Annotated in this window: 18 protein-coding genes and 1 pseudogene; 11 read left to right on the forward strand and 8 right to left on the reverse strand. The window is 65.5% G+C overall.

Features of this window, described 5'->3' with window-relative positions:
- Positions 1–85: 85 nt before the first annotated feature.
- The 3 genes from proX to ACOYJQ_RS02010 form a co-directional block, all read right to left on the reverse strand.
- A complete protein-coding gene (proX, locus tag ACOYJQ_RS02000; protein ID WP_433456006.1) occupies positions 86–1,150 on the reverse strand; it encodes a glycine betaine/L-proline ABC transporter substrate-binding protein ProX in 1,065 nt (354 codons plus the stop codon).
- Between the two features lie 184 nt (positions 1,151–1,334).
- Positions 1,335–2,363: an ABC transporter permease gene (locus tag ACOYJQ_RS02005; protein WP_433456008.1), complete on the reverse strand. Its 1,029-nt coding sequence runs from the start codon at positions 2,361–2,363 to the stop codon at positions 1,335–1,337.
- Between the two features lie 121 nt (positions 2,364–2,484).
- A complete protein-coding gene (locus ACOYJQ_RS02010) occupies positions 2,485–3,774 on the reverse strand; it encodes a quaternary amine ABC transporter ATP-binding protein (RefSeq protein WP_433456010.1) in 1,290 nt (429 codons plus the stop codon).
- Positions 3,775–4,480: 706 nt separating this feature from the next.
- Here ACOYJQ_RS02010 and ACOYJQ_RS02015 point away from each other — a divergent pair.
- From ACOYJQ_RS02015 to phnE (ACOYJQ_RS02040), 6 genes are all read left to right on the forward strand, one after another.
- On the forward strand, positions 4,481–5,728 hold the full coding sequence (locus ACOYJQ_RS02015; RefSeq protein ID WP_433456012.1) for a glycosyltransferase: 1,248 nt from the start codon (positions 4,481–4,483) through the stop codon (positions 5,726–5,728).
- Positions 5,729–6,192: 464 nt separating this feature from the next.
- Positions 6,193–7,317, forward strand: a complete 1,125-nt coding sequence (locus ACOYJQ_RS02020) for an acyltransferase family protein (RefSeq protein ID WP_433456014.1) — start codon at positions 6,193–6,195, stop codon at positions 7,315–7,317.
- A 211-nt stretch (positions 7,318–7,528) separates the two neighbouring features.
- Positions 7,529–8,485: a phosphate/phosphite/phosphonate ABC transporter substrate-binding protein gene (gene phnD, locus ACOYJQ_RS02025; protein WP_433456015.1), complete on the forward strand. Its 957-nt coding sequence runs from the start codon at positions 7,529–7,531 to the stop codon at positions 8,483–8,485.
- 78 nt (positions 8,486–8,563) lie between these two features.
- Complete coding sequence (phnC, locus tag ACOYJQ_RS02030; protein WP_433456017.1) at positions 8,564–9,403, forward strand: phosphonate ABC transporter ATP-binding protein; 840 nt, start codon at positions 8,564–8,566, stop codon at positions 9,401–9,403.
- On the forward strand, positions 9,403–10,209 hold the full coding sequence (phnE, locus tag ACOYJQ_RS02035) for a phosphonate ABC transporter, permease protein PhnE (RefSeq protein WP_433456019.1): 807 nt from the start codon (positions 9,403–9,405) through the stop codon (positions 10,207–10,209). Before phnC ends, phnE (ACOYJQ_RS02035) begins: the two co-directional genes overlap by 1 nt.
- A gap of 1 nt (position 10,210) precedes the next feature.
- Positions 10,211–11,026 (forward strand): phosphonate ABC transporter, permease protein PhnE, encoded by an 816-nt coding sequence (gene phnE, locus ACOYJQ_RS02040; RefSeq protein ID WP_433456021.1) that lies wholly within the window; start codon positions 10,211–10,213, stop codon positions 11,024–11,026.
- A gap of 81 nt (positions 11,027–11,107) precedes the next feature.
- On the opposite strand, the pseudogene ACOYJQ_RS02045 reads toward phnE (ACOYJQ_RS02040), so the two are convergent.
- The 4 genes and pseudogenes from ACOYJQ_RS02045 to ACOYJQ_RS02060 all read right to left on the reverse strand — a co-directional run.
- Positions 11,108–12,322, reverse strand: a pseudogene (locus ACOYJQ_RS02045) (ATP-binding cassette domain-containing protein); the annotation flags it as partial.
- Positions 12,323–12,480: 158 nt separating this feature from the next.
- A complete protein-coding gene (locus ACOYJQ_RS02050; protein WP_433456023.1) occupies positions 12,481–13,473 on the reverse strand; it encodes an MsnO8 family LLM class oxidoreductase in 993 nt (330 codons plus the stop codon).
- Between the two features lie 351 nt (positions 13,474–13,824).
- Positions 13,825–15,825, reverse strand: a complete 2,001-nt coding sequence (locus ACOYJQ_RS02055; RefSeq protein ID WP_433456025.1) for a SufS family cysteine desulfurase — start codon at positions 15,823–15,825, stop codon at positions 13,825–13,827.
- Positions 15,809–17,224 (reverse strand): family 2B encapsulin nanocompartment shell protein, encoded by a 1,416-nt coding sequence (locus tag ACOYJQ_RS02060; RefSeq protein WP_433456027.1) that lies wholly within the window; start codon positions 17,222–17,224, stop codon positions 15,809–15,811. Before ACOYJQ_RS02060 ends, ACOYJQ_RS02055 begins: the two co-directional genes overlap by 17 nt.
- 895 nt (positions 17,225–18,119) lie before the next feature.
- Here ACOYJQ_RS02060 and ACOYJQ_RS02065 point away from each other — a divergent pair.
- The 4 genes from ACOYJQ_RS02065 to ACOYJQ_RS02080 all read left to right on the forward strand — a co-directional run bounded on the left by ACOYJQ_RS02065 (position 18,120) and on the right by ACOYJQ_RS02080 (position 21,221).
- On the forward strand, positions 18,120–19,445 hold the full coding sequence (locus tag ACOYJQ_RS02065; RefSeq protein ID WP_433456029.1) for an LLM class flavin-dependent oxidoreductase: 1,326 nt from the start codon (positions 18,120–18,122) through the stop codon (positions 19,443–19,445).
- A gap of 143 nt (positions 19,446–19,588) precedes the next feature.
- A complete protein-coding gene (locus ACOYJQ_RS02070) occupies positions 19,589–20,233 on the forward strand; it encodes a peroxiredoxin (RefSeq protein ID WP_433456030.1) in 645 nt (214 codons plus the stop codon).
- Between the two features lie 125 nt (positions 20,234–20,358).
- Entirely contained in the window at positions 20,359–20,787 is a 429-nt protein-coding gene (locus tag ACOYJQ_RS02075) for a YeeE/YedE family protein (RefSeq protein ID WP_433456405.1), read from the forward strand.
- Entirely contained in the window at positions 20,787–21,221 is a 435-nt protein-coding gene (locus ACOYJQ_RS02080) for a DUF6691 family protein (RefSeq protein ID WP_433456032.1), read from the forward strand. Before ACOYJQ_RS02075 ends, ACOYJQ_RS02080 begins: the two co-directional genes overlap by 1 nt.
- 28 nt (positions 21,222–21,249) lie before the next feature.
- On the opposite strand, the gene hemP is transcribed toward ACOYJQ_RS02080, so the two are convergent.
- Positions 21,250–21,456, reverse strand: a complete 207-nt coding sequence (gene hemP, locus ACOYJQ_RS02085; protein WP_433456034.1) for a hemin uptake protein HemP — start codon at positions 21,454–21,456, stop codon at positions 21,250–21,252.
- A 236-nt stretch (positions 21,457–21,692) separates the two neighbouring features.
- Between hemP and ACOYJQ_RS02090 the strand changes: the two genes are divergently transcribed.
- On the forward strand, positions 21,693–23,831 hold the full coding sequence (locus ACOYJQ_RS02090; protein ID WP_433456036.1) for a TonB-dependent hemoglobin/transferrin/lactoferrin family receptor: 2,139 nt from the start codon (positions 21,693–21,695) through the stop codon (positions 23,829–23,831).
- Positions 23,832–23,856 lie beyond the last annotated feature (25 nt).

Below are 23,856 nucleotides of genomic sequence, written 5' to 3' on the forward strand. Positions count from 1 at the left end.
TGGGCGATTGCTTCTCTCAATCAAGCACGTTCGGGCCGTCATTTCCAGACGTCCCGGCGGGCATCAGATATGCCGCGGGGCGGCGTCAGCGGGCCGCCGCGCCGGCCTGCGCGATCCAGCTATCGAAGGTTTCCCTGTTCTTGCCGATCCATTCGTCGGCGTGACGGGCGATGTCGGCTTCGGTATTCTCGCCGTCGTTCATCCGCGCGTTCTGGGCATGGATGTCGTCGACGGGAATCGAGGCCGTTTCGAGAAGCTTCCTCACGGCCGGATTCTCGTTGATGAACGCCGTGTTGACGATGGGGCGGATGTCGCCGACCTGCCAGCCGAGACGGCAGGGATCCGCGACGCAGCCTTCCACGCCGGCGATGGCGACCGACTGTTCAGGCTTGCCGGGCAGCTCCGGCGTCTCGAGCCAGACGACATCCCGCCCCGGCTTGAGCGCGCCGACGGTCCAGTTCGGGGTCCAGGTATAGAAGAGGATCGGCTTGCCCTCGCCGTAGCGCCCGATCGCGTCGGCCATGGACGCGGAATAGGAAGCCTTGGTCGGCTGGACGGCGTCGCGCAATCCGAAAGCCTCCAGACGCTCGTCGATATCCTGCTCGCATATCCAGCCGGGAGGACAGGCGACGAGATCGGCCTTGCCGTCGCCGTTGGCGTCGAACAGACGCGCGATCTCCGGTTTCGCCAGATCGGCGATGTTCCTGATGTCGTGCGCCTCCGCCGTTTTCTTGTCGACGAGGAAGCCCTGCAAGGCGCCCTTGGCGGCGACGGTGCCGACGACGGCGAGGTCACCGGGAAACTGGTCCAGATAATTCTGCTGCTGCGGAAGCCAGCCCGAGACCCAAAGGTCGACATCGCGCTGGCTCGCGGCCTGGTAGAAGGTCGGCACATCGAGCGTCGTCGGGCCGGAAACGGTGTAGCCCAGCGCCTCCAGTGCCTTGGCGTAAATGCTGGTCGGGAACCAGTCCGTATCCCAGCTCGGCCGGGCGAGGTTCACGGTCTTGCCGCTGCCGGGCAGGTTCTGGGCGTGCGCCGGCGCACCGAGCGCGAGCGCCAGCGCCGCGCCGATGCCGAGCAGGGCGGCGCGAAACGGAGCGCCGGGGGATTTCGGGCTGCGAAGGGATTTCGAGGTAAAGGTGTTTGACATCCGGTGTTCCTGTCGGTTGCGCATGCCGGCGGATTGCGCCGCCGCATGCGGATGTTGACGACCAGATGGCCGCCGGATGGTGGGGCCGGCGCATGTCATCGTCTCGCGGAAGCGATGACATGCGCCGGGTCTGATCGGAACGCATTCCCGTCGACCGGACATGCGATCCGGCCGGAATGCGCTCTCAGGGCGCGGACGCCCCGGCCTCGCGGGCTTGCGGCGCGAAAAGACGCTGCAAACAGCCGCGAAAGGTCCACGTGCCCTTGCGATGCGTTTTCGGATCGGCGAGGGCCTGGGTGAAACGGTCGAGAATGATGGCGATGAGCACGATGCCGATGCCGCCGACCGTCGCCGCGCCCACGTCGAGCCGGCCAAGGCCGGTGTAGACCGTCAGCCCCAGCCCGCCCGCGCCGATCATCGCCGCGACCACGACCATGGAGAGCGACATCATCAGCGTCTGGTTCATGCCGGCCATGATGGTGCGCGTCGCCTGCGGCAACTGCACTTCCGTCAGCACCTGCAGGCGGGTCGAGCCGAAGGCGTAGGCCGCCTCCACCAGTTCCCTGTCCACCTGCCGGATGCCGAGATTGGTCAGGCGCGTGACGGGCGGCAGGGCGAAGACGATCGTGGCGATGACGCCTGGCACGAGGCCGACGCCGAACAGCATGACGATCGGCACCAGATAGACGAAGGAGGGAATGGTCTGCATCACGTCGAGCGTGGGCCGCAGGATCTCCGAAAAGCGGTCGCTGCGCGCGGCCAGTATGCCGAGCGGTATGCCGATCAGCGCGCAGAAGAAGACGGCGGTCAGCACCATGGCGAGCGTCGTCATGGTCGGCGCCCAGATGTTCAGCCACGCGATCAGCCCGAGCGAGAGCGCCGTGAAGATCATCATGCCGCGGCTCACGCAGCGCCAGATCAGGATGGCCGAAAGGGCGATGAAGACAGAGACGGGGATCGCCTGCAATGCCGCCTCGAACCAGTTCAGCACCTGCGCGACGGGCCATTGCATCGCGCGGAAGGTGGGGCGGAAGTTGGGCACCAGCCAGCCGCGCACGAACTGGTTGATCCAGCCCGCCAGCGGCAGGCTGCCGTCCGGGGCGAGGTTGAGCAGGGTCGTCAGCTTGAGGGAGGCGGTCTGGATCGCATCGAACAGACCGCCGGCGATGGCGTTGTCGTCAGGGACCGCCGCTTCGGGCAGGGGTGTCGCCATGGTCTTGATGGCCTCCGAACGGAAACAGGCGCCGCCCCCGCGCGGGGAGCGGGCAATCGCTTCGATGAACGCACGCCCGGACGGATGTTCCGCGCGCGGGCAGGGGCGGGTCGCGCGGCTCTCAGGCGTGCGCGCGCGCGGGCAGGCCGGCCGCGGCGATGGCGGGCGGCGGCGTCTCGTCGGCCATTGGGTCGGCTTCGTCGTCGGCCCGGCCGTCGATCTCGGCTTCGCCGTTCGTCTGGTCCTTGCCGAGCACCGCGAAGACTTGCAGCGGATCGATCACGCCCTTGTAGCGCCCGCTGGCGGACACCACCGGCACGGTATGGCCGGCGGCGCATTGGCCGAAAACTTCCACGATGGGCGCATCCGACTGCACGGCCGCCGCTTCCTTGCGGATCGCCTCGCGCACGTCGAGGCGCGCCGGCCGGTCGGCGAGGCTTTCGGCGTCCACCAGCCCGATGAACCGGCTGGTCCCGTCGACGACGGGCAGGCTGTCGTGCGGAACTTCCTCAAGGCGCTCGCGCGCGGCGCCCACCCGGTCGTGGCCGGCGATCAGCGGTTCGAGATCGGCGGTGACGACGGCGGCCGGCAGCACGCGGCTGCGGTCGACATCGCGCGTGAAGGCGGCGACGTAATCGTCCGCCGGCTCGGTGACGATCTCGTGCGCGGTGCCCACCTGCACGAAGCGCCCGTCCTTCATGATGGCGATGCGGTCGCCCAGCGACAGCGCCTCGTTGAGGTCGTGGCTGATGAACACGATCGCGCAATTGTAGCGCTCGCGCAGGCGCAGCAATTCCTTCTGCATTTCCGCGCGGATCAGCGGATCGAGCGCGCCGAAGGGCTCGTCCATCAGCAGCACTTCCGGGTTCACCGCCAGCGCCCGCGCGATGCCGACGCGCTGGCGCATGCCGCCGGAAAGCGCCTCGGGCAGCGCCTCCGTCCAGCCGGAAAGCCCGACGGCGTCGAGCGCCTGGAGCGCCCGCTCGCGCCGCTCCTGCGGGCTGACGCCCTGCATCTTGAGGCCGTATTCGGCGTTCTCCAGCACGGTCTTGTGCGGGAACAGCGCAAAATGCTGGAAGACCATGGAAATCTTGCGCAGCCGGATCTGGCGCAGCGCCTCGCGGCCGATGTCGGCGATCTCCGTGCCGTCGACGCGGATCGAGCCGCGCGAGGGATCGACGAGCCGGTTGAGGCAGCGCACCAGCGTGGATTTGCCGCTGCCGGAAAGGCCCATCACGACGAAGATCTCGCCGGGAGCCAGATCGAAACTGATGTCGTTGACCGCGACCACGCTGCGGGTCTCGCGGAAGATCGCATCCTTGTCGAACCCGCTGCCGGCCAGCCTGATCGCCTTGCCGGGACGCGGGCCGAAAACCTTGAAAAGGTTCCTGACCGATAGTTTGGGAGGCACGAGCCGTCATTCTCCTTGAAGCTTGCTGCGATGTCTTTCGACACGGGTGAAGCGCGCAGGAGAGCACGCCGGAAACGGGCGCCCGCAAGGCGGACCGGAGATGAGGAGAACTCCGCAGGGTGCGGGACGCACCGTCGCGGTGCGGACGCACGTCTGGCCCCGGCGAGGAGGCGCAGAATTGAGCCGTCTTCACCGAGTATCTGAACATCAATGATGTATCTGAACATCGATTGACAATTGTTCTGCGCCAATAATGCATATATCGAGGCTTTCGTCAACCTTCACGGGAGATGATTTTATGTCAATTTATATTTATATAGAATGATGCGCGAATGCTATATTGTCTATATGTTTCTTATTATTCATAAATAATGATAAATATAGATCGTCTCCGTGAATTGTATTCATCGCAGGTCGCGGCCGGCTTTTTTCTTGTGCCGGGCACCGGTTTCGTCACAGGTCAAGGCGCGGGCAAGGATGTCGGCCGGAATGCGGGCAAGATGCCGGGCGTGCCGGGGAAGGGGCAAGGGGGGGCGAAAGCCGGCCGGGATCGCGCACTATACCGTTGTTCTTCACGGGTTGACCGAAAGGCGCGATGGATTGATTTGTTATATCGCTGATTTCATGTATTTGAACGGTCGATCGGCTGTTCGTATTGGTTTTGCGTCTGGACGGCTGTCGTTGAAGCCGGAGTCGGGAGGGCCGCATGAAGATCCTGTTCGTTCACCAGAATTTTCCCGGCCAGTTCCTGCATCTCGCTCCCGAGATGGCGCGGCGCGGCCATGAAGTGCTGGCCCTGTCGGATATCGGGAACAAGCGTCCAGGCAACGTGCGGATGATGCACTACCGCCACGATACGCCGGAGCCCGATCGCGCCGCCTGCCGGCTGGGGTATACTTTCACCCAGAACGCCGACCGCGGGGTTTCCGTCGCCCGCGCGGCGCTCGCGCTGAGAGCACGCCACAACTATGTGCCGGATATCGTCTTCGGGCATTCCGGCTGGGGCGAGACTCTGTTTCTCAAGGAAGTATGGCCGGAAGCGAAACTCATCGTCTACGCCGAGTTCTTCTATCGGGGCACGGGCGCGGATGTCGGCTTCGACCCGGAGCTTCAGCAGGCGGGGCTTGACAAGCAGGTCGTCACCCGATCGAGAACCGCCCATCTCGGCCTGTCGATGCTGAACGCCGACGCGGCGCTCGCGCCGACCCGTTGGCAGGCCAGCACGTTTCCCGACCGGCTGCAACCGATGATCGAGGTCATTTTCGACGGCATCGACACCTCGCTGCTGAAGCCCGATCCCGCCGCGCGGTGGCAGTTGCCCGATGGCCGCGTCCTGCGCGCGGGCGACGAGGTGCTGACCTTCGTCAACCGGAATCTGGAACCCTACCGGGGCTATCACATTTTCATGCGCGCCCTGCCGGAGGTGATGGCCGCCCGCCCGGACGTCCAGGTCGTGATCGTCGGCGGCGATGAAGTGTCCTACGGTTTTCCGCCGCCCGCCGGCGGATCGTGGAAGGACGTGTTTCTGAACGAGGTGCGCGATCGGGTCGATCTCGGGCGCCTGCATTTTGTCGGCCGCGTGCCGTACCATGATTTCGTCGCTCTGATGCAGATCAGCCGGGTCCACGCCTATCTGACCTATCCCTTCGTGCTGAGCTGGTCGATGCTGGAGGCGATGTCGGCCGGCGCTCACGTGGTCGGCTCGCGCACCGCGCCGGTCCAGGAACTGATCGTGGACGGGGTAAACGGCCGGCTCGTCGATTTCTTCGATGTCGCGGGCTGGAGCCGGGCGCTGATCGAAGGGCTCGCGCAACCGGAAAACTACGCGCGCCTCGCGCGTGCGGCGCGCGACACCATCGTGACGGGCTACGATCTGAGGACCCGCTGCCTTCCCGGGATCGCGGATTTCGTGGAAGCGGTCGGCAACGGAAACTGGAAGCCGCGCGACCGCTGAAGCGCGACGCGTCCGGCTGAGAACTCCCGACATGTCCGCGGGCGCCCGTTTCAGAGCGGCGGCGATTCAAACCTGATCGTCCTGCCGCTCTATCCTTTTGTTTACGCGATAATTTTTTTCCGACCCAACGGGTCGCGAACCGAAAAGCGCGCACGCTTTTCGGCTTGATGCCCGGCGCGCGCTTCAGGCCGGCTTTTCTTCCCTCATCGGTATTCCCGAGTAACGGCGCCCCGCAACCGAAAATCCCGGGCGCCGCTTCGCGTTTTTCGCGCGGCGTTGCTTGGCGAAACAACCATGGCGAGAACTTCTTGACGCACATCAAGCAGTTACAAAAATTCGTCTTGTCACGTTGCAAAAATATCAAAAATCAATCGCCAATAAAAAAATAAACAGGTATTCATCAGAATCAAAACTTGTAGTTTTGATTCATAATATAAAAAACGGTGTTAATCCGGGAGGAAACAATGGTAGAAAGATTGCATCATATGGACGGGCTGCGGGGGGTGGCCGCGGTCGTCGTCGTCTGTTTTCACCTGATGTCGGCATTGACGCCCGGACTTGTCGCGGAGCACGGGGCCGGCGGCTCATGGGTCGCTCACACTCCTCTCGCCGTTCTCTGGAACGGGAAGTTCGCGGTGGCGGTGTTCTTCGTGCTCAGCGGCTTTGTGGTGACGAATGCGACACTGAAGAGGGGGGACCCGATCTGGATCGACGTGCCGATCCGTTATCTGCGGCTTGCCGTGCCGGCGACGCTCAGCGTCCTTTTCGCGTGGGGGTTGCTCAATGCGTTTCCCAACGCCGCGACGGAACTGGCCGCCCTGACATCGAGCCCCTGGCTCGCATGGACGTATCAGGATTCCATTCCCGGTCTGCGGGCCGCCGTCTACAACGGTCTCATCGGCATCTTCGCGACCGGCGGCTCGTTCTTCAACAACGTCCTCTGGACGATGCGGCCGGAGCTGATCGGCTCCATCGTCTGCTTCGTCGTCTGCATCTTCAGGAGCGGCCGCGCCCGGATCGTCGCGGCAAGCGCCTTCGCCGCCGTCGCTGTGGCCGCGGGCCGTTACGAATATACATGCTTCACGCTGGGCATCTTTCTGCATGAAGCCTGGGCGGCCGGGCGGCTGCCGTCCGCCCGCGCCCTGCCGGCCCTCCTGGCGGGTCTCGTCATCGGCTCGCAAAGCGGCAATGCGGCGGAAAGGCTTGGATTCGGCCGGTTGCCGGCGGCGCTCGACACAGCCGACGGCGGCGGGCTGCTTTATCCGCTCGCCGCGACGCTCGTGGTCTACGGCTGCATGCGATATGCGCCGGCGGCGCGCGCATTGTCGGGGCGGATCGGGAGGTTCCTCGGGGCGGTCTCGTTCCCGCTCTATCTGCTTCACGCACCGCTCATCTACACCGTCGTCGCCAGTGTGTACGTCGCGAATTTTCACAAGGGCTTCATGCTTGTCGTCGTCGTGGCGGGCTTTTTCACAGCGCTGTTCGCTCTCTCCCATCTGGCGGAGCGGTATGTCGAGAGGCCGCTCCTCAACCACCTCATGAGATTGCGGCGCAATCTGGCCGTCGCCGCCCTGCTCCGCCCGTCATGACGGCGGAGCCGTTCCGACAGCCGCCCCGGTCCTGCTCCGCCGGGCACGTCGCGCGCGAGACCCGGCCGCATGCGGCCGGGGATGTATTCACGCCGATGTCACAGGGCTGAGACATTTTTGTTCAATATGACAGCAGGATCATCTCAGGCGCGCTCCGGGACGCTGTTCCCGGCGCTATGGCGGCTGCCGCATTGCCACACAGGGGGTATCGATGAAAAAGCTTCTCGCCGCTCTGGCGTTGTCCGTTTCGTTCGCATTTCCGGCGCAGGCCGAATTCAAGCTGGATAGCCGTTACACGGATGCCGACGGCGATCTGATCGCCGACACGCCGGCCGATCCGGCCCGGCAGATCGATCCCGACACGCTGATCTTCGCCTATACGCCGGTCGAGGACCCTGCGGTCTACGCGGATGTATGGAAGGGCTTCCTCGATCACCTCGCCGAGAAGACCGGCAAGAAGGTGCAGTTCTTCCCCGTTCAGTCGAACGCCGCCCAGATCGAGGCGATGCGCGCAGGCCGGCTGCATGTGGCGGGCTTCAACACGGGCGGCAATCCTCTCGCGGTTGCCTGCGCGGGCTTCAAGCCCTTCGCCATGATGGCCGCCAACAAGGACGACGCCTACGGCTACGAGATGGAAATCATCACCTATCCGGGCTCGGGCATCGAGAAGATCGAGGATCTGAAGGGCAAGAAGCTCGCCTTCACCTCGGAAACCTCCAACTCGGGCTTCAAGGCGCCTTCCGCCATCCTGAAGGCCGAATACGGCCTTGAAGCCGGCAAGGATTTCGAGCCGGTGTTCTCCGGCAAGCACGACAATTCCATTCTCGGCGTCGCCAACAAGGATTATCCGGCCGCGGCCGTCGCCAACTCGGTGCTCAACCGCATGGTCGCGCGCGATGTGGTGAAGCGCGATCAATATGTCTCGATCTTCAAGTCCCAGTCCTTCCCCACCACGGGCTACGGCCTGGTCTACAACCTGAAGCCGGAGCTTCAGGACAAGATCAGGGACGCCTTCTTCACGTTCGACTGGGAAGGGTCGGCGCTGCTGAAGGAGTTCCAGGCGTCCGAGCCGCCGCAGGAAAAGTTCATCCCGATCAGCTTCAAGGACCATTGGGCCGTGATCCGCGCCATCGACGAGGCCAACGGCGTCAGCTACGATTGCAAGTAAACATCCGTTGCGGGCTGCCGGCGCCGGTGTTCGACGGAACACCGGCGCCGTTTGCCGCCCGGCTTGAAGGACGACGCGATGCTCCGGGTCTCGCACCTGACGAAAACCTACAGAACCGGTGACAAGGCCCTGAAAGGCGTCAGCTTCGCGATTCCGGCCGGGCAGGTCGTGGGCCTCATCGGCCCCTCGGGCTCGGGCAAGTCGACCCTCATCCGCTGCATCAACCGCCTCGTCGAGCCGAGCGGCGGCGCGGTCCACCTCGGCGACACCGACATCACGGCGCTGCCGCGCGCGAGGCTGCGGCTGGCGCGCCGGCGCATCGGCATGATCTTTCAGGAATACGCGCTCGTCGAACGGCTCACCGTGATGGAGAACGTGCTGTCGGGGCGCCTCGGTTATGTTCCGTTCTGGCGCAGTTTCCTGCGCCGCTTTCCGCCGGCCTATGTCGCCGACGCCTTCGCGCTGCTCGACCGCGTGGGGCTGCTCGACCACGCCGACAAGCGCGCCGACGCGTTGTCCGGCGGGCAGCGGCAGCGTGTCGGCATCGCCCGCGCGCTGGAGCAGGACCCCGAACTGCTGCTGATCGACGAGCCGACCGCCTCTCTCGATCCGCGCACGTCGCGCCAGATCATGCGGCTCATCGTCGAGATCTGCCGTGAGCGGCATCTGCCGGCGGTCATCAACATTCACGACGTGCTGCTGGCGCAGGCTTTCGTGGAGCGGATCATCGGCCTGCGCGCCGGTGAAATCGTGTTCGACGGGCCGCCGGGCGCGCTCGACATGGCGGCGTTGACGCGCATCTACGGCGAGGAGGATTGGGCGGCGATGCGCCGGCAGGCCGACGCCGATGCGTCCGAGGATGCGCAGGAGGCCGCCCATGCGCGCGAGGCCGCCGCGCGGCTCGCGGGAACCGCGTGATGGCGGCGTCCGGCTATCCCGCGCGCTGGAAGCGGCCGCCGCTCTTCATCCGCTCGCGCGGCATGCGCCTTGTCGTCTATGGCGGGCTCGCCCTGTACCTGCTCGCCGCCCTGTCGACGGTGGAAGTGAACTGGCTGCGCGTCTACGAGGGGCTCGACCGCGGCTGGCGCTTCGTGCAGGGCTTTCTGGTGCCGGATTTTTCCTCCCGATGGCGCGATATCGTCACCGGCATTCAGGAAAGCCTGACCATGACCGTCTGCGCCACGGTGGTCGGCATCCTGATTTCCGTCCCGATCGGCATCGGCGCGGCGCGCAACCTCGCCCCTGCTCCGGTCTATTTCGCCTGCCGCTTCATCATCGCCGTCTCGCGCGCCTTTCAGGAGATCGTGATCGCCATCCTGCTGGTGGCCATGTTCGGCTTCGGGCCGTTCGCGGGTTTCCTGACGCTCGCCTTCGCGACGATCGGCTTCATCGCCAAGCTGCTGGCGGAGGACATCGAGGAGATCGACGAAAAGCAGGCCGAGGCCATCCGCGCCACGGGCGCATCGTGGTTCCAGCTCGTGAACTACGCGGTGCAGCCGCAGGTCATGCCGCGCCTGATCGGCCTGTCGCTTTACCGTTTCGACATCAATTTCCGCGAGTCCGCGGTCATCGGGATCGTCGGCGCCGGCGGCGTGGGGGCGACCCTCAACACCGCCATCGACCGCTATGAGTATGACAGCGCGGGCGCGATCCTGCTCGTCATCATCGCCATCGTCATGCTGGCCGAATACGGCTCCGGCATCATACGCAAGCGGATACAGTAGGATGCCGGTCTCCATCGTCAACGGAACACGGCAATGGCGCCACCGGACGCCGGCGCGCGAGATCGCCGGTTTCGCCGCGTGGCTGGCGCTGGTGGCCTTTTTCGTCTTCTGCTGGCAGGTCATGACGAAGGACACCATCTGGATCTTCGTTCAGGATGCGCCCGCGCAGGGGGCCGACATTCTCGCCCGCGCCTTTCCGCCGCGCTGGTCCTATATCGGCCAGTTGTGGAAGCCGCTGTGGGATACGCTGAACATGGCGACGCTGGGCACCCTGCTGGGCACGGCGATCGCGGTGCCCGTCGCGTTTCTCGCCGCCCGCAACACCACGCCGAGCCAGGTGATCGCGCGGCCGGTGGCGCTTTTCCTCATCGTGGCCTCGCGGTCGATCAACTCGCTGATCTGGGCGCTGCTGCTGGTTTCCATTCTCGGGCCGGGCATGCTGGCGGGCATCATCGCCATCGCGCTGCGATCCATCGGCTTCGTCGGCAAGCTGCTTTACGAGGGAATCGAGGAAATCGACCCGAAGCAGGTCGAAGCCGTTTCCGCCACCGGCGCAAGCGGATTGCAGGTGATCGACTACGCCATCGTGCCGCAGGTGCTGCCGTCCTTCATCGGCTCGGTCGTTTTCCGCTGGGACATCAACATCCGCGAATCGGCGATACTGGGATTGGTGGGGGCCGGCGGGCTCGGCCTCAACCTGCAATCGTCCCTGAATGTTCTCGCCTGGCCGCAGGTGACGACGATCTTTCTCGTCATACTGGCGACGGTTATCGTTTCGGAATGGGTTTCAGCCAGGGTTCGGCAGGCCATCACCTGAACCGCCGCCGCTCCGTCCGCTCGTTGACGTCACCAACCAGGCCGCCTTGAGGCGGCGGCCCGGCGGTCGCTCGAAACGGATTCAGAATTTCTGCAATCCTGCGGGATTGGTTTCGGACCGGCTCAATGCCTCCTCGTCCACCCGCCAGCGTTGCAACGCTTTGAGATAGCTGCCGTTCTCGATCGCGCCGTTGAGGGCGAGGGTGATCGCGGCCGCAAGTCCGCTTCTTTCGTGCGTGACGATGATCAGTGTGCTGCCGGACCGGGCCAGTTCCTTGATGACATCCAGCACCTCGTTCACCAGTTCGGGATCGAGCGCCGATGTCGGTTCGTCGAAGAGCAGCACCTTCGGCTTCAGCGCCAGCGCGCGGGCGATCGCGACACGCTGCTGCTGACCCCCGGAGAGCTGGCGCGGGAAAGCCCGCGCCTTTTCCGCAAGGCCGACGCGCGCCAGCAGGTCCCGTGCAAGCCCTTCGGCCTCCTGTCGCGGCAGCTTCCTGACGGCTATCGGCGCTTCCGTGATGTTTTGCAGCACGCTCAGGTGCGGAAACAGGTTGAAGCTCTGGAAAACCATGCCGATATCGGCGCGGCGGGCCAGGATTTCGCTCTCCCGCAGCTCGTAGAGCTTGTCGCCCTCGCGCCGGTAGCCGACGAGTTCGCCGTCGACGGCAATGTATCCCTGGTCGATGCCTTCCAGATGGTTGATCGTGCGCAGCAGCGTCGATTTGCCGGAGCCCGACTGTCCGAGGATCGCCGTCACGCTGCCGGGGGGAAAGCGCAGGGTTACATTATCCAGCACACGCAGATCGCCGAAATTCTTGCCGACGTGCTGGATCACCACCTCCGCCCCGCGCGGCAGGCCGCGCACCCGATCGTCCCTGACGCTTCCCGGCCGCGCGGCCGTCGCCGCTCCGTCCGGCGTCGCGTCGATCTTCCGGCCGGGCCGGGGCGCGGCGATCAGGCCGAGTTTCGACAGGAGGACGAGAAAGGCGTGCGGCGGAAGCGTGCGGAGCGCGCCGCGGGAATAATACCGCTCGACATGATACTGAATGATGGACAGAACGGACAGGATGACAAGATACCAGACCGTCGCGACCATCAACAGGGGAATGACTTCGAGGTTGCGCCGATAGATGATCTGCACGGTGTAGAATAATTCCGGCAGCGCCAGCACGTAAAGCAGCGACGTGCCCTTGGCGAGCCCGATGATTTCGTTGAACGCCGTCGGAATGATGGAGCGCATCGCCTGCGGCAGCACGATGTACCACGATTGATGCGCCCGGCTCAGGCCGAGCGGCGTCCGCATTCCGGCCGGTCCCTGGAGCGCTTTGCGATCGAACGGCAATCGATAAGCATTCGCTCGAAACGAGGAATCCGGGATCTGTCCTGTTTCAATCCGGACAGGACAGATCCCGGCGCGCCGGTCGGGGATGCTGGCGCAAGGTCTGCCTGCCGTCAGGCGGCGGCGCGTTGAAACGTGCTCGCGATCAGCTCGATCGACTTGAGGCGCGCCGTCGGATCGGCGACGGGGCTGTCGATGATGATTTCGGCCGCTCCGAACTCATGGTGCAGACGATCCAGCTCGCGCCGGATGTAGTCCGGCGTGCCGGCGATGATGTGCGGCGTCTTCTTTTCGATGCGATAATCGTCGAGCCCGTATTGACGGGCATATTCCGCCACGGCTTCCTCCGTGCCGAGATTGGCGCGATGGCCGTCCGGGAAAATCGCCTTGTAGATGTGGTGTTCCCCGGCGAGCTTGAGCGCCTCCTCCGTGCTCGCGGCCGCGATCGCATGGATGGCGAGGAGGGGATTGCGCCCCGCTATCTGCCGGTAGGCCGCGAAGCTGCGTTGCGTGCCGGCCGGATCGCCGTCGAAATGGCCGGCATGCACGAAGCCCCAGCCGATGTTCGCCGCGAAGGTCGCGCTCTCTTCGCTGGCGCCGAGATAGAAGCGTTCCGGCAGTTCCCCGGGGAGCGGGCGCGCCACCGCCCCGGCAAGCGGATGATCGGAGGGCAGGCTGTTGCGCAGGAACGCATCCAGCTCGGAAACCTTGTCCTCGATGCCGATATGGGCCTTCGTGCCCTGAAGCGCGCGCGCGGTCTGCGGAAATCCGCCGCCGGCCTTGCCGATGCCGAGATCGACCCTGCCCGGCGCCAGCGCCGACAACACGCCGAAAAGCTCGGCGACGCGATAGGCGCTGTAGTGCCGCAGAAGCACGCCGCCGGTTCCCACCCGGATGCGCGAGGTGATCGCGAGGATGTGGGCGACGAGCAATTCCGGCGCCGAGCCGGCGACAAGCTGCGAATCGTGATGCTCCGCCACCCAGAACCGGTGAAATCCCAGCGCGTCGGCAAGCCGCGCGTAAGCCCGCGTGGTTTCGAAGGCGTCTTCCGGGGTTCCACCGGCCGGAATCGGGCTTTTATCGAGGATACTCAGCAGGTAGGTCATTTCGCCCTCGCTCGTTCCGGCTTCCGGCCGGCGATCGGCCGATGAAGTCCCTGAACATTGTAGAAAAATACACACGTCATGCATGCCAGACGGAAAGGTCTGTTTGCGGCGGAGGGGTATGGAGCATTCTGAAGAAAACTATCCAAAATCCCTTAATGTACTAAATTAGTAGATTAATGGAAATGAGTTGTCAACGGCGCGCCGGGGAGCGTCGGCAGGCTTTCGACGCCGGTGGACAAGATGTCGCTGGTGCGTTTCGGGGGCGGCCGGAGCGTCGCTGACGGAAAAACCCCGGCGGGTGAGCGCCGGGGTTTCGGTCGTGCCGATGCGGGCCGGGCGCTGCGATGGGCTCTACCGCCGCGGCAGCAGATGCAGGCCGTTGACGAGGGCGTCGACGTCCTCGCGCGTATTATAGAGAGCGAGCGAGGCGCGCACGGTGGCTTCCACGCCGAAGCGGCGCAGGGCCGGCTGGGCGCAGTGATGGCCGGAGCGTGTCGCGATGCCGTGCTTGTCGAGGTGGCGCGACACCTGCTCGGGCTCGAACCCCTTGACCACGAACGACAGGACGCTGGCCTTCAGCGGCGACGTGCCGATGAGGCGCAGGCCCGGAACGGTGGCAAGGCCCTCGTTCGCGTAATCGAGCAGGGCGTGCTCGTAAGCCGCGATCTCGGCGATGCCGACGCCGTTGATATAGTCGACCGCCGCGCCCAGTCCGACCGCGCCGGCGATATCGGGCGTTCCGGCCTCGAATTTTTCAGGCAGGCCCTGAAAAACCGTATGCTCGAACGTCACGTCGCGGATCATGTGCCCGCCGCCCTGCCAGGGGGGCAGCGCCTCGAGCAGATGCTCCTTGCCGTACAGGATGCCGATGCCGGTCGGGCCGAAAATCTTGTGGCCGGACAGGACAAGGAAATCGGCATCGAGCGCGCGGACGTCGATCGGCAGATGCGGCGCGGATTGCGCCGCATCGACCAGCACGGGCACGCCGCGCGCATGCGCGAGCGCGATGATTTCGGCCACCGGATTGATGGTGCCGAGCGCGTTCGCCACCTGCGTCACCGAAACGAGTTTCGTCCGCGGCCCGAGCAGCGCCGCGAAGCGATCGAGCAGCAGCGTGCCGTTGTCGTCGACAGGCGCGACCTTGAGCACCGCGCCCGTGCGCTGCGCCAGCAACTGCCACGGCACGATGTTGGCGTGATGCTCGATATGCGTGATCAGGATCTCGTCGCCGGAGCCGACGAACCGCTGTCCGTAGCTGTTGGCGACGAGATTGATCGCCTCCGTCGTGCCGCGCACGAACACGATCTCGCGGGAGCTGGCCGCGCCGACGAAATCGCGCAGCTTGTCGCGCGCTCCTTCGAACAGGTCGGTGGAGCGGGCGGCGAGCGTGTGGGCGGCGCGGTGGATGTTCGAATTATGCCGGGAATAAAATTCCGACGTAATATCGATCACGCCCTGCGGCTTCTGGGTCGTCGCCGCATTGTCGAGCCACACCAGGGGCTTGCCGTTGACGGTCTGGTGCAGGACGGGGAAGTCTTTGCGCAGGCCGCGCGATTCGAAGGCCGTCAGCACGCCGTCGCGCGGCGCGTTGGCCGCCGTGTGCGCGGCGGCCGGCGGCGTCTGCGCGGTGGCGCCGGAAGCATCCCGGGCGGTCTCGCCCGGTCCCACGCTCGCCGGCACCGCATCCGACGCCGCCGGCGCCCTCCGCTGTTCCAGGAAGTAGTAATGCGAGGCCGAATCATGGCGCGCATGATGCTGCGCGATGACCGTATCGCTGTCCTGCCTGTCCTCGTAGCCGTCGAGGAAGCGGGGCTCGCCGAAGGCGAACAGATCGTCGGGCTTCAACACATGATCGAGCGCCAGCGCGCCGTCCGTGGTCGGCGCGCCGGAGAGGCCGGCCGCGCCGGCCGGCGCATAGTCGCTGACCGGCGGATAGCCGCTCGCGGAAGCGGGATTTCCCGGCGCGTTCGGGTAGGCGCCGGAAAAGAAGCCGCCGTCGGGCGTCGGCGGAACAGCGGCGCGGTCGGGCGCGAACGCCCGCGGCGACACCGCCTCCGGCGCCACGGATGCCGGGTCCGCCGAGGCGATGGCGGAGGGCGTCGGGGCCGCAAGAGCCGTCGGCAGCGACGAAGCCGCCACCGAGACGGAATCCGCCCGCGCCGGCTGCGCCCCGGCGGCCGGCGCTGCGGGAGCCGGGCCCTGCGGGATGAAACCGGGCAGACCCTCCGGGAAGGAGGGAGCGCCCGGCGCGCCGGAAAACGCTTCCCGCACGAGCTGCGACAACAGGGAGGTATGCGGCGATTGGCCCTGACCCGACGGCAATACCGCGTGGGGATCAGACGGCGTAGTCATGGTAGCGGCCGATCAGAACGTTGTCGAGGCGGGCCACGGCGTCGTCGACGAGCACCGCGAGGGAGAAGTACCGCGTGATGAGGTGCGAGGCGATCGAATATTCGTCCGTGCCGCTGTAGCGAACCGACAGGCCGGGCTCCACCTCGCCGGTGACGCCGGTCTTCTGCAGGCCGACGACACCCTGATCGGCCTCGCCGACGCGCAGCAGCAGGATGCTGGTGGTCTCGGCCTCGCCGTTGAACCCGCCGGCGATCGGCAGCTTGTTGGAGGGCACGAGCGGCACGCCGCGCCATGTCAGGAAGGGCGCGCCGAACAGATGCACGATGACCGGCGGCACGCCGCGGCGGGTGGCCTCGCGCCCGAAGGCGGCGATGGCGCGCGGATGGGCGAGGAAGAACGCGGGCTTCTTCCAGACGCGGGCGAGCAGCTCGTCGAGATCGTCGGGCGTCGGCGGACCGGAGCGGGTGGGGATGCGGTTGGCGGGGCTCGCCTCATGCAACAGGCCGAACTCGGCGTTGTTGATCAGCTCCCATTCCTCGCGCTCCTTCACCGCGTCGACGGTGAGGCGCACCTGCTCGCGGAGCTGGTCGATCTGGTTGCTGTAAAGGTCGGTGACGCGGGTGTGCGTGTGCAGCACGGTCTGGATGGTGCTGAGGTGATACTCGCGCGGATGCTCGGCATAATCGACGAAAGTGGTCGGCAGGCGCGGCTCGCCGCTGTGGCCGGACAGCAGGTCGACGGCAACCTCGCCCCACTCGTTGGTGCGGGCGGAAAGCGCATGCTGCTCGTCGCTGGAGCGGGCGATGGCCTGTCGCAGGCTGGACTGCTCGTCGAGCTTCGAAATGTCGAGCTTCAGCACGGTGACGCCCGTGAGCGCGGCGGCCGTGGTGGCGATGGGGCTGTCCTGAAGCAGGGTGCGGTGGCCGAAGAAGCCGCCGGCGCCGATCAGCCGCTGGCGCAGCTTGCCGCCGAAGGGGTTGACGCCGGTCTGCTCGACCGTGCCCTCGGCCACGAGGAAAAGCTTGCGCGCGCCGCTGCCGGCCTCGGTCAGACGCTCGCCGGCCTCCACGTGCTTGACGACGAAAAGATCCGCGATCTTCTTCAGTTCCTCCCCGTTCAGGCCGGCCAGCGCGGGAATGGCGGCGAGCGATCCGGGCACCACGCTGAACTTGCCGCCGTCGTTGACGATGGCGACCTGCCCCTCGCGGGTGCTGATGACCTTGCGGCGGTTGACGCGATAGACGCCGCCGGCGACGTCGACCCACGGAAGCAGCTTGTGCAGCCAGCGCGGCGTCCGCTCCGTATTCTGGACTACGGTGACGGTCGCCGTCGCGAGATTGCGTGCCGCGGGAGCGCTGACGCTCCGCTGGGCGCCGTGGCTGATGGAGGAGGAAGTCATTCTTAACCCCATTCATTCGGATGGATGATGAAAAACGGTGTCCGATACATCGCGAAGCCGCGCCGGAGGCGTTTCTTCGATATTCAATGCGGCCGCGGCGACCGTTGTGCTCCGGCCGCACGCCTTCGCCCGTTGTCCCGCGAGCCGGTTTCGCCGGGCCATGACATCACATGTGGCAAACGGCCTTTTCAGATGCGGAACGACGCACGCTGACAATATCCTGAGCCCGGTTTGACAACTTTCTTCTCCGTTATCAAGCAAAAATTCAGCAAAATTGACGTATTTCTGCGCTAAATTCCACTTACGATTTATGCGTTGATTGCTTATTGTGTGGCACATGTTGATATTAACGGCTTTCTACATGCGTGAAATAAAAATATTTACATGAAGAAAGGCGAAATCGGCTAAACTACAGCGTATTCCGACCCTGTGCTTATTTCACGGTGAGGCTCCTGTTGTTTCGCCGATCCATCGGCAAGCGCTTGCTCCGGCGCGCCGGAACATGCTCCCGCGCATGCGCCGTTTCCGGCCGCCTCGGCGGAAATGCCCTGCGGGAACCCATGCGCGGCCGGATGGTGGCGGGCGGATGCTTCGGAAAGAAAGAATTCGGGCCGGGTGGCGCGATGCTTGCGCTCACCCCATCTCCATCGGTGCAAGCCGGGAAGGTGGTCGAGAAGGCCGGTCGTTGTCAGCCGGACGATACGATCTGCTCACCATCGCCTGAACTCTCCCGATGCGCCGGGGCCGGGTCTGCCGGGGCCGGCGGGTCGCTTGCGTCACACTGGAAAGTTTCCGGCATTAGAATATAATGTCAATAGAAAATATGTAATTTCGGGCGTGAGGGCGTTCGCAATCGGGCCGGCGGCCATGCGCCGCTTCTTTCTGCGAGGTTATGATGACGGCAAGACGTCAATTGAAACTCGGCGCGTTCATGCGTCCGGTCAGCATACACACCGGCGCCTGGCGCTATCCGGGCGCACAGCGCGACGCCAACTTCAATCTCGCCGCCCTGACGCGCTATGCCCGGCGGCTGGAGGAGGCCAGGTTCGACGCTTTCTTCATGGCGGATCATCTGGCCCTGCTCAACATGCCGGTCGAGGCGCTGAAGCGCAGCCACACGGTGACGTCCTTCGAGCCGTTCACGTTGCTGTCCGCGCTGGCGGGGGCGACGCGGCGGCTGGGTCTCGTCGCCACCGCATCCACCACTTTCGAGCATCCTTTCAACCTGGCGCGTCGATTCGCCTCGCTCGACCACATCAGCGAAGGCCGGGCGGGGTGGAACATCGTCACCACGTCGAACCCCGACGCGGCGCTGAACTTCGGCCTCGACGAGCATGTCGCCCATGCCGACCGCTATGCCCGCGCACGCGAGTTCTACGAGGTGGTGACGGGCCTGTGGGACAGTTTCGCCGACGACGCCTTCGTGCGCGATGCGGAAAGCGGCATCTACTTCGACCCCTCCCGGCTGCATGTGCTCGGTCACAAGGGCGAGCATTTCTCGGTGCGCGGCCCACTGCACATCGCGCGCCCGGTGCAGGGCTGGCCCGTGATCGTGCAGGCGGGCGCATCGGAGGCCGGACGCCAGCTCGCGGCGGAGACGGCGGAGGTGGTGTTCGCCGCCGGCAGCACGCTGGAGGAAGGGCAGCGCTTCTACGCGGATGTGAAGGGCAGGCTCGCCGCGGCGGGACGCGAGCGCGACCATCTGAAGATCCTGCCGGGTGCTTTCGTCGTGGTGGGCGAGACGGTGGAGGAAGCGCGGACGATCCGCGCGCATCTCGATTCGCTGGTTCACGCCGACAGCGCCATCGCCTCGCTGTCGATCGCGCTTGGCTACGATGTCTCGCGGTTCGATCCCGACGGCTTTCTGCCGGACATTCCCGACACCAACCAGAGCAAGAGCAGCCGCGAGCGCGTGCTGGCGCTGGCGGAGCGCGAGAAGCTCACCATCCGCCAACTGGCGCAGCGGCTCGGCGGCTACGGCGGGCTCGCCTTCGTCGGCACGCCGCACACCATCGCCGACGCCATGCAGGAATGGCTCGAGAGCGAAGCGTCGGACGGCTTCAACGTCATGTTCCCCTATCTGCCGGGCGGGCTCGACGCCTTCGTCGAGGGTGTCGTGCCCGAATTGCAGCGACGGGGCATTTTCCGCACCGAATACGAAGGCGCGACGCTGAGGGAAAACCTCGGTCTGCCCCGGCCAGCGAATCGCTTTTTCGCATGATGGCGGCGTCGGGGTGGAAGATTCTTTTCCGTGGTTCTATCGATTATCTGGATTTGGCCGCCGCCCCCGGTGTAGACTGTCGCGACGCAGATCGAAGATTTCGGCGCGGCCCGTTGTCCGCGCGCAACACAGGAGACGATGACATGTCCATTCAGCTTGGTCAGATCGCGCCCGACTTCGTTCAGAACAGCACCGAAGGCGAGATCCGTTTTCACGAATGGCTCGGGAATTCCTGGGGCATCCTGTTCAGCCACCCCAGAAACTTCACGCCGGTCTGCACGACGGAACTCGGCGAGGTCGCGCGCCTCGCGCCCGAGTGGGAGAAGCGCAACGTCAAGGTCATCGGCCTTTCCGTCGATCCGGTCGACGCGCACGAGAAATGGAGCGCCGATATCGAGGAGACGCAGGGCCACAAGCTGAACTTCCCCCTGCTCGCCGACGATGACAGGAAGGTTTCGGAACTTTACGGCCTCATTCACCCCGACGCCGATCCGAACATCACGGTGCGCGCGGTCTTCATCATCGACCCCAACAAGAAAGTGCGCCTGACGCTTACCTATCCGCCGAGCGCCGGCCGCAACTTCGCCGAGATCCTGCGGGTCGTCGACAGCCTGCAACTCACGGACGCGCAGAAGGTCTCGACTCCGGTCAACTGGAAGCAGGGCGATCCCGTGATCATCGTTCCCTCGGTGTCGGACGAGGAGGCGAAGGAGCGCTTCCCGCAGGGTTTCAAGACGCTGAAGCCCTATCTGCGGATCGTCGAGCTCGACAAGCAGCCGGCCGGCTGACCGGCAGGCGGAACGACGCGACGGATGCCGGACCGGAAAGCGGGCTCGTTTTCCGGTCCGGCGCTATGATGTCTCAGGCTGCCTTCCCGTGGAGGGAGGCCATGATACGCGCGGAAACGGATGCGATGACCGAGTTCACTCCATGGCTGTCGCTCGCGGGCGGCGTCCTGATCGGGCTGTCGGCGGTGTTGCTGATGGCGCTGCACGGCCGCATCGCCGGCATCACCGGCATTCTTTCCGGCCTCCTGCCGCCCGGCGCCGGCGATCGGGCATGGCGGGCCGCGTTCCTGGCCGGGGCCGTTATCGCCCCCGCGCTCATCGCCGCCGTTTCCGGCCGCGCGATTCCTTTCGAGAGCCCCACGCCGGCCGTATGGCTGGCGATCGGCGGGTTGATCGTCGGCGTCGGCGTGCATTTCGGCGGGGGCTGCACGTCCGGGCACGGCGTTTGCGGCATGGCAAGGCTGTCGCGGCGCTCCATCGTCGCCACGCTCACCTTCATGGCCTCGACCGCGCTGACCGTGTTCGTCATCCGCCACGTCATCGGAGGCCTGTGATGATCCGCCGGCTCTCGGCTCTCGCCATCGGCCTGATCTTCGGCTCCGGCATCGTTCTCGGCGGCATGATCAACCCGGCGAAGGTTCTCAACTTCTTCGATTTCGCCGGCCACTGGGACCCCTCGCTCGCCTTCGTGATGGGCGGGGCGCTGACGGTCACGGCCATCGGCTATTTCTTCATACTCAAACGCCCCGCGCCGGTGTTCGACGTCCGCTTTCACCTGCCGACGCGCCGCGAGGTGGATCTGCCGCTCGTGGCCGGATCGGCCGTTTTCGGCATCGGCTGGGGCATCACCGGTTTTTGCCCCGGCGGCTCGATTCCCGCGCTCGGTCTCGGCGAGGGCGAAGCCTTCGTTTTCGTCGGAGCCATGATCCTGGGCATCCTGCTGGCGCGCTTCATCCGCGCCGCGCTGACGCGCGCCCCCGCTCCCTGATCCGCGCCACGGCGCCGGCACGCGGCCCCTATTTGGTGAGAATGAGTTTGCCGCGCGCGGTGATGCGCAGGCGGTAAGGCTCGCCGTTATGGACGAGCACGATCTCACGCGCGTCTCCCATGACGTCACGCAAATCCAGCTCGCGAATGCCCGCCTGTCCCTTCGCATCCGATGGGCCGGCATGCGCATGCGCCGGGTTCGCCTCCGCGGGAGATGGCAAGGTAGTATTGTTCAAGTTTTCGCCTCTCATTTTATCTGGAAAAATTTTAATCAGCGGCGATTTTGTGCGTAAAACGGTGTGTGAGGGATTCTTCCATGGGGAAGACTCGCCTGTATATTGACTTGATAAGGCCATATGACTACAGCTTGCAACAAATATGGCGTAGCCAGCCAGCGCGGATGCAGTCCACCAGCCAGCCAGCCAGCCTGAACGAGCGTCACCACAATCGCTGTGCAATGAAGGCTTTGCCGATGGCTTCCTCCGCTCACGGGCTGCGTATTGCGGCCTTGTCCCTGCTCGCAACCGTTTCCGCTGCGGCCCTCGCGACCCGCGCCGAGGCGCAGGCCACGGCCGCCGCGCCTGCCGCGCAGACGCAGGAGGCGAGCGACGGGGCGGACAATCCGCTGGTGCTCGACACGATCACGGTGATCGCCACCCGCACCGACGAGCGGCTGGTGGATACGCTCGCCGGCGCGAGCGTGGTGACGCGCGCCGATGTCGAGCTGTTGCAGGCGGGGTCGGTCAACGCGCTGCTGCGCAACGTGCCGGGCGTGACGGTCCAGTTGTCGCAGGACGATCCGGCGCAGGCCATCAACATTCGCGGGTTGCAGGATTTCGGCCGCGTGAACGTGCTCGTCGACGGCGCCCGGCAGAATTACCAGACCAGCGGCCACGGCGCCAACGGCGTATTCTATCTCGACCCGGAGCTGATCGGCAGCGTGGATATCGTGCGCGGCCCGGTGTCGAACATCTACGGCTCCGGTGCCATCGGCGGCGTGGCGGCCTTCACGACGCGCGGCATCGACGACATCCTCGCGGGCGACCAGCGCTATGGCGCGGAGCAGAAGACCGGCTACGGCTCCAACGGCTCCGGCTTCCTCAGCAGCACCGCCGGCGCGGTGCGCATCGGGACGGCGGCGGACGTTTTCGGCCAGTTCGTCCTGCGCGACAAGCGCGCCTATCAGGACGGCGACGGCAACCGCGTGGACCGCACCGGCTCCGATCTGGCGGCGGGCCTGTTCAAGTTCAACCTGCGTCCCGGCGAGGGGCACAAGATCTCCGGCACGGCGCTCTATCAGGATTACGATTTCGAGAACGGCAGCTCGACGGAGTTCAGGAGCCATGTCACGACCGGCACCTACACGCTCGGCTACACGTTCGCGCGCCCTGACATTCCGTGGCTCGACCTGTCGGTGAAGGGCTACTACACCACGACGCGCAACGAGCAGCGCATCGTTTCGCCGAGCGCGACCTATCGGGCATTCAACGCGGATGTCGGCTCCCCCCGGACGTTCGACATCGGCACCTGGGGCGTCGACATCCACAACACGGCCCGCTTCGCCACCGGCCCCGTGGACCACGCGCTGACCGTCGGTCTTGACGGCGTGTGGGATGACGTGACGGTGACGGACTACGCGGGCGGTTTCGGCTCCGCCTTCACGCCCGGCGGCAAGCGCAGCCTGTTCGGCGCCTTCATCCAGGACGAGTTGCGCTACAACGACTGGCTGCGGGTCATCGGCGCGCTGCGCTTCGATTCCTACGAGCTGGAGGGAGAGGGCTTCAGCTCCAGCGGCGACCGCGTGTCGCCCCGCATCACCGTCGGCGTGACGCCGCTGAAGGGCATCGAGCTTTACGCCAGCTATGCGGAAGGCTACAGGGCGCCGTCGATCACCGAAACCCTGATCGACGGCACGCATCCCTTCCCGGCCTTCGACATCCTGCCCAACCCGAACCTGAAGGCGGAGACGGCCCACAACATCGAAGGCGGCGTCAACATCGCCTATGACGACGTGCTGGTGGCCGGCGACAGGCTGCGCGGCAAGATCAACGTGTTCCGCAACGATGTCGACGACTACATCGGCATCGTCGATGTCGGCAGCCCCCAGCTCACGCCGGTGGTGCCCGGCATGCCCGCGAGCGTGTGCCGCTTCTCGCCCCGGCTGTGCATCTCGCTTTATGACCAGCAGTACCGGAATATCTCCAAGGTCAGGCTCGACGGCGCGGAGGTCGAGGCGGCCTACGACTGGGGCGGCGGCTTCGTCACCCTCGCGGCCTCGCGCACGAACGGCAAGAACCGCACCGAAAACCTGCCGCTGGAGTCGGCGCCGCCCTACACCATCGGTTCGACGCTGGGCCTGCGCTTCTTCGGCGACAAGCTCACCGTCGGCGCGCGTTGGACCTATACGGGCGCGAAGAAGAGCGGCTCCACGCCGAGCGAGGATTATCACCTCGTCGATCTGTTCGCCTCCTACAAATACAACGAAAATGTCCGGGCGGATTTCGCGGTGCAGAACGTGTTCGACGAGCAATACACGCAATATCGGCATTCCGCGGCGAGCCCCGGCCTGACGGCCAAGGGGGCGCTGACGATCCGGTTCGCGTCGTATTGATCGATCATGTCGCCCCGGCGTGCTA

This window comes from Pseudochelatococcus sp., from assembly GCF_050946405.1.
Taxonomy (GTDB): Bacteria; Pseudomonadota; Alphaproteobacteria; order Rhizobiales; family Beijerinckiaceae; genus Pseudochelatococcus.

Coding starts and splice junctions, on each gene's coding strand:
- proX (WP_433456006.1), bottom strand. CDS start 1,150: ATGTCAAACACCTTTACCTCGAAATCCCTTCGCAGCCCGAAATCCCCC.
- ACOYJQ_RS02005 (WP_433456008.1), bottom strand. CDS start 2,363: ATGGCGACACCCCTGCCCGAAGCGGCGGTCCCTGACGACAACGCCATC.
- ACOYJQ_RS02015 (WP_433456012.1), top strand. CDS start 4,481: ATGAAGATCCTGTTCGTTCACCAGAATTTTCCCGGCCAGTTCCTGCAT.
- ACOYJQ_RS02020 (WP_433456014.1), top strand. CDS start 6,193: ATGGTAGAAAGATTGCATCATATGGACGGGCTGCGGGGGGTGGCCGCG.
- phnD (WP_433456015.1), top strand. CDS start 7,529: ATGAAAAAGCTTCTCGCCGCTCTGGCGTTGTCCGTTTCGTTCGCATTT.
- phnC (WP_433456017.1), top strand. CDS start 8,564: ATGCTCCGGGTCTCGCACCTGACGAAAACCTACAGAACCGGTGACAAG.
- phnE (WP_433456019.1), top strand. CDS start 9,403: ATGGCGGCGTCCGGCTATCCCGCGCGCTGGAAGCGGCCGCCGCTCTTC.
- phnE (WP_433456021.1), top strand. CDS start 10,211: ATGCCGGTCTCCATCGTCAACGGAACACGGCAATGGCGCCACCGGACG.
- ACOYJQ_RS02050 (WP_433456023.1), bottom strand. CDS start 13,473: ATGACCTACCTGCTGAGTATCCTCGATAAAAGCCCGATTCCGGCCGGT.
- ACOYJQ_RS02055 (WP_433456025.1), bottom strand. CDS start 15,825: ATGACTACGCCGTCTGATCCCCACGCGGTATTGCCGTCGGGTCAGGGC.
- ACOYJQ_RS02060 (WP_433456027.1), bottom strand. CDS start 17,224: ATGACTTCCTCCTCCATCAGCCACGGCGCCCAGCGGAGCGTCAGCGCT.
- ACOYJQ_RS02065 (WP_433456029.1), top strand. CDS start 18,120: ATGACGGCAAGACGTCAATTGAAACTCGGCGCGTTCATGCGTCCGGTC.
- ACOYJQ_RS02070 (WP_433456030.1), top strand. CDS start 19,589: ATGTCCATTCAGCTTGGTCAGATCGCGCCCGACTTCGTTCAGAACAGC.
- ACOYJQ_RS02075 (WP_433456405.1), top strand. CDS start 20,359: ATGACCGAGTTCACTCCATGGCTGTCGCTCGCGGGCGGCGTCCTGATC.
- ACOYJQ_RS02080 (WP_433456032.1), top strand. CDS start 20,787: ATGATCCGCCGGCTCTCGGCTCTCGCCATCGGCCTGATCTTCGGCTCC.
- ACOYJQ_RS02090 (WP_433456036.1), top strand. CDS start 21,693: ATGGCTTCCTCCGCTCACGGGCTGCGTATTGCGGCCTTGTCCCTGCTC.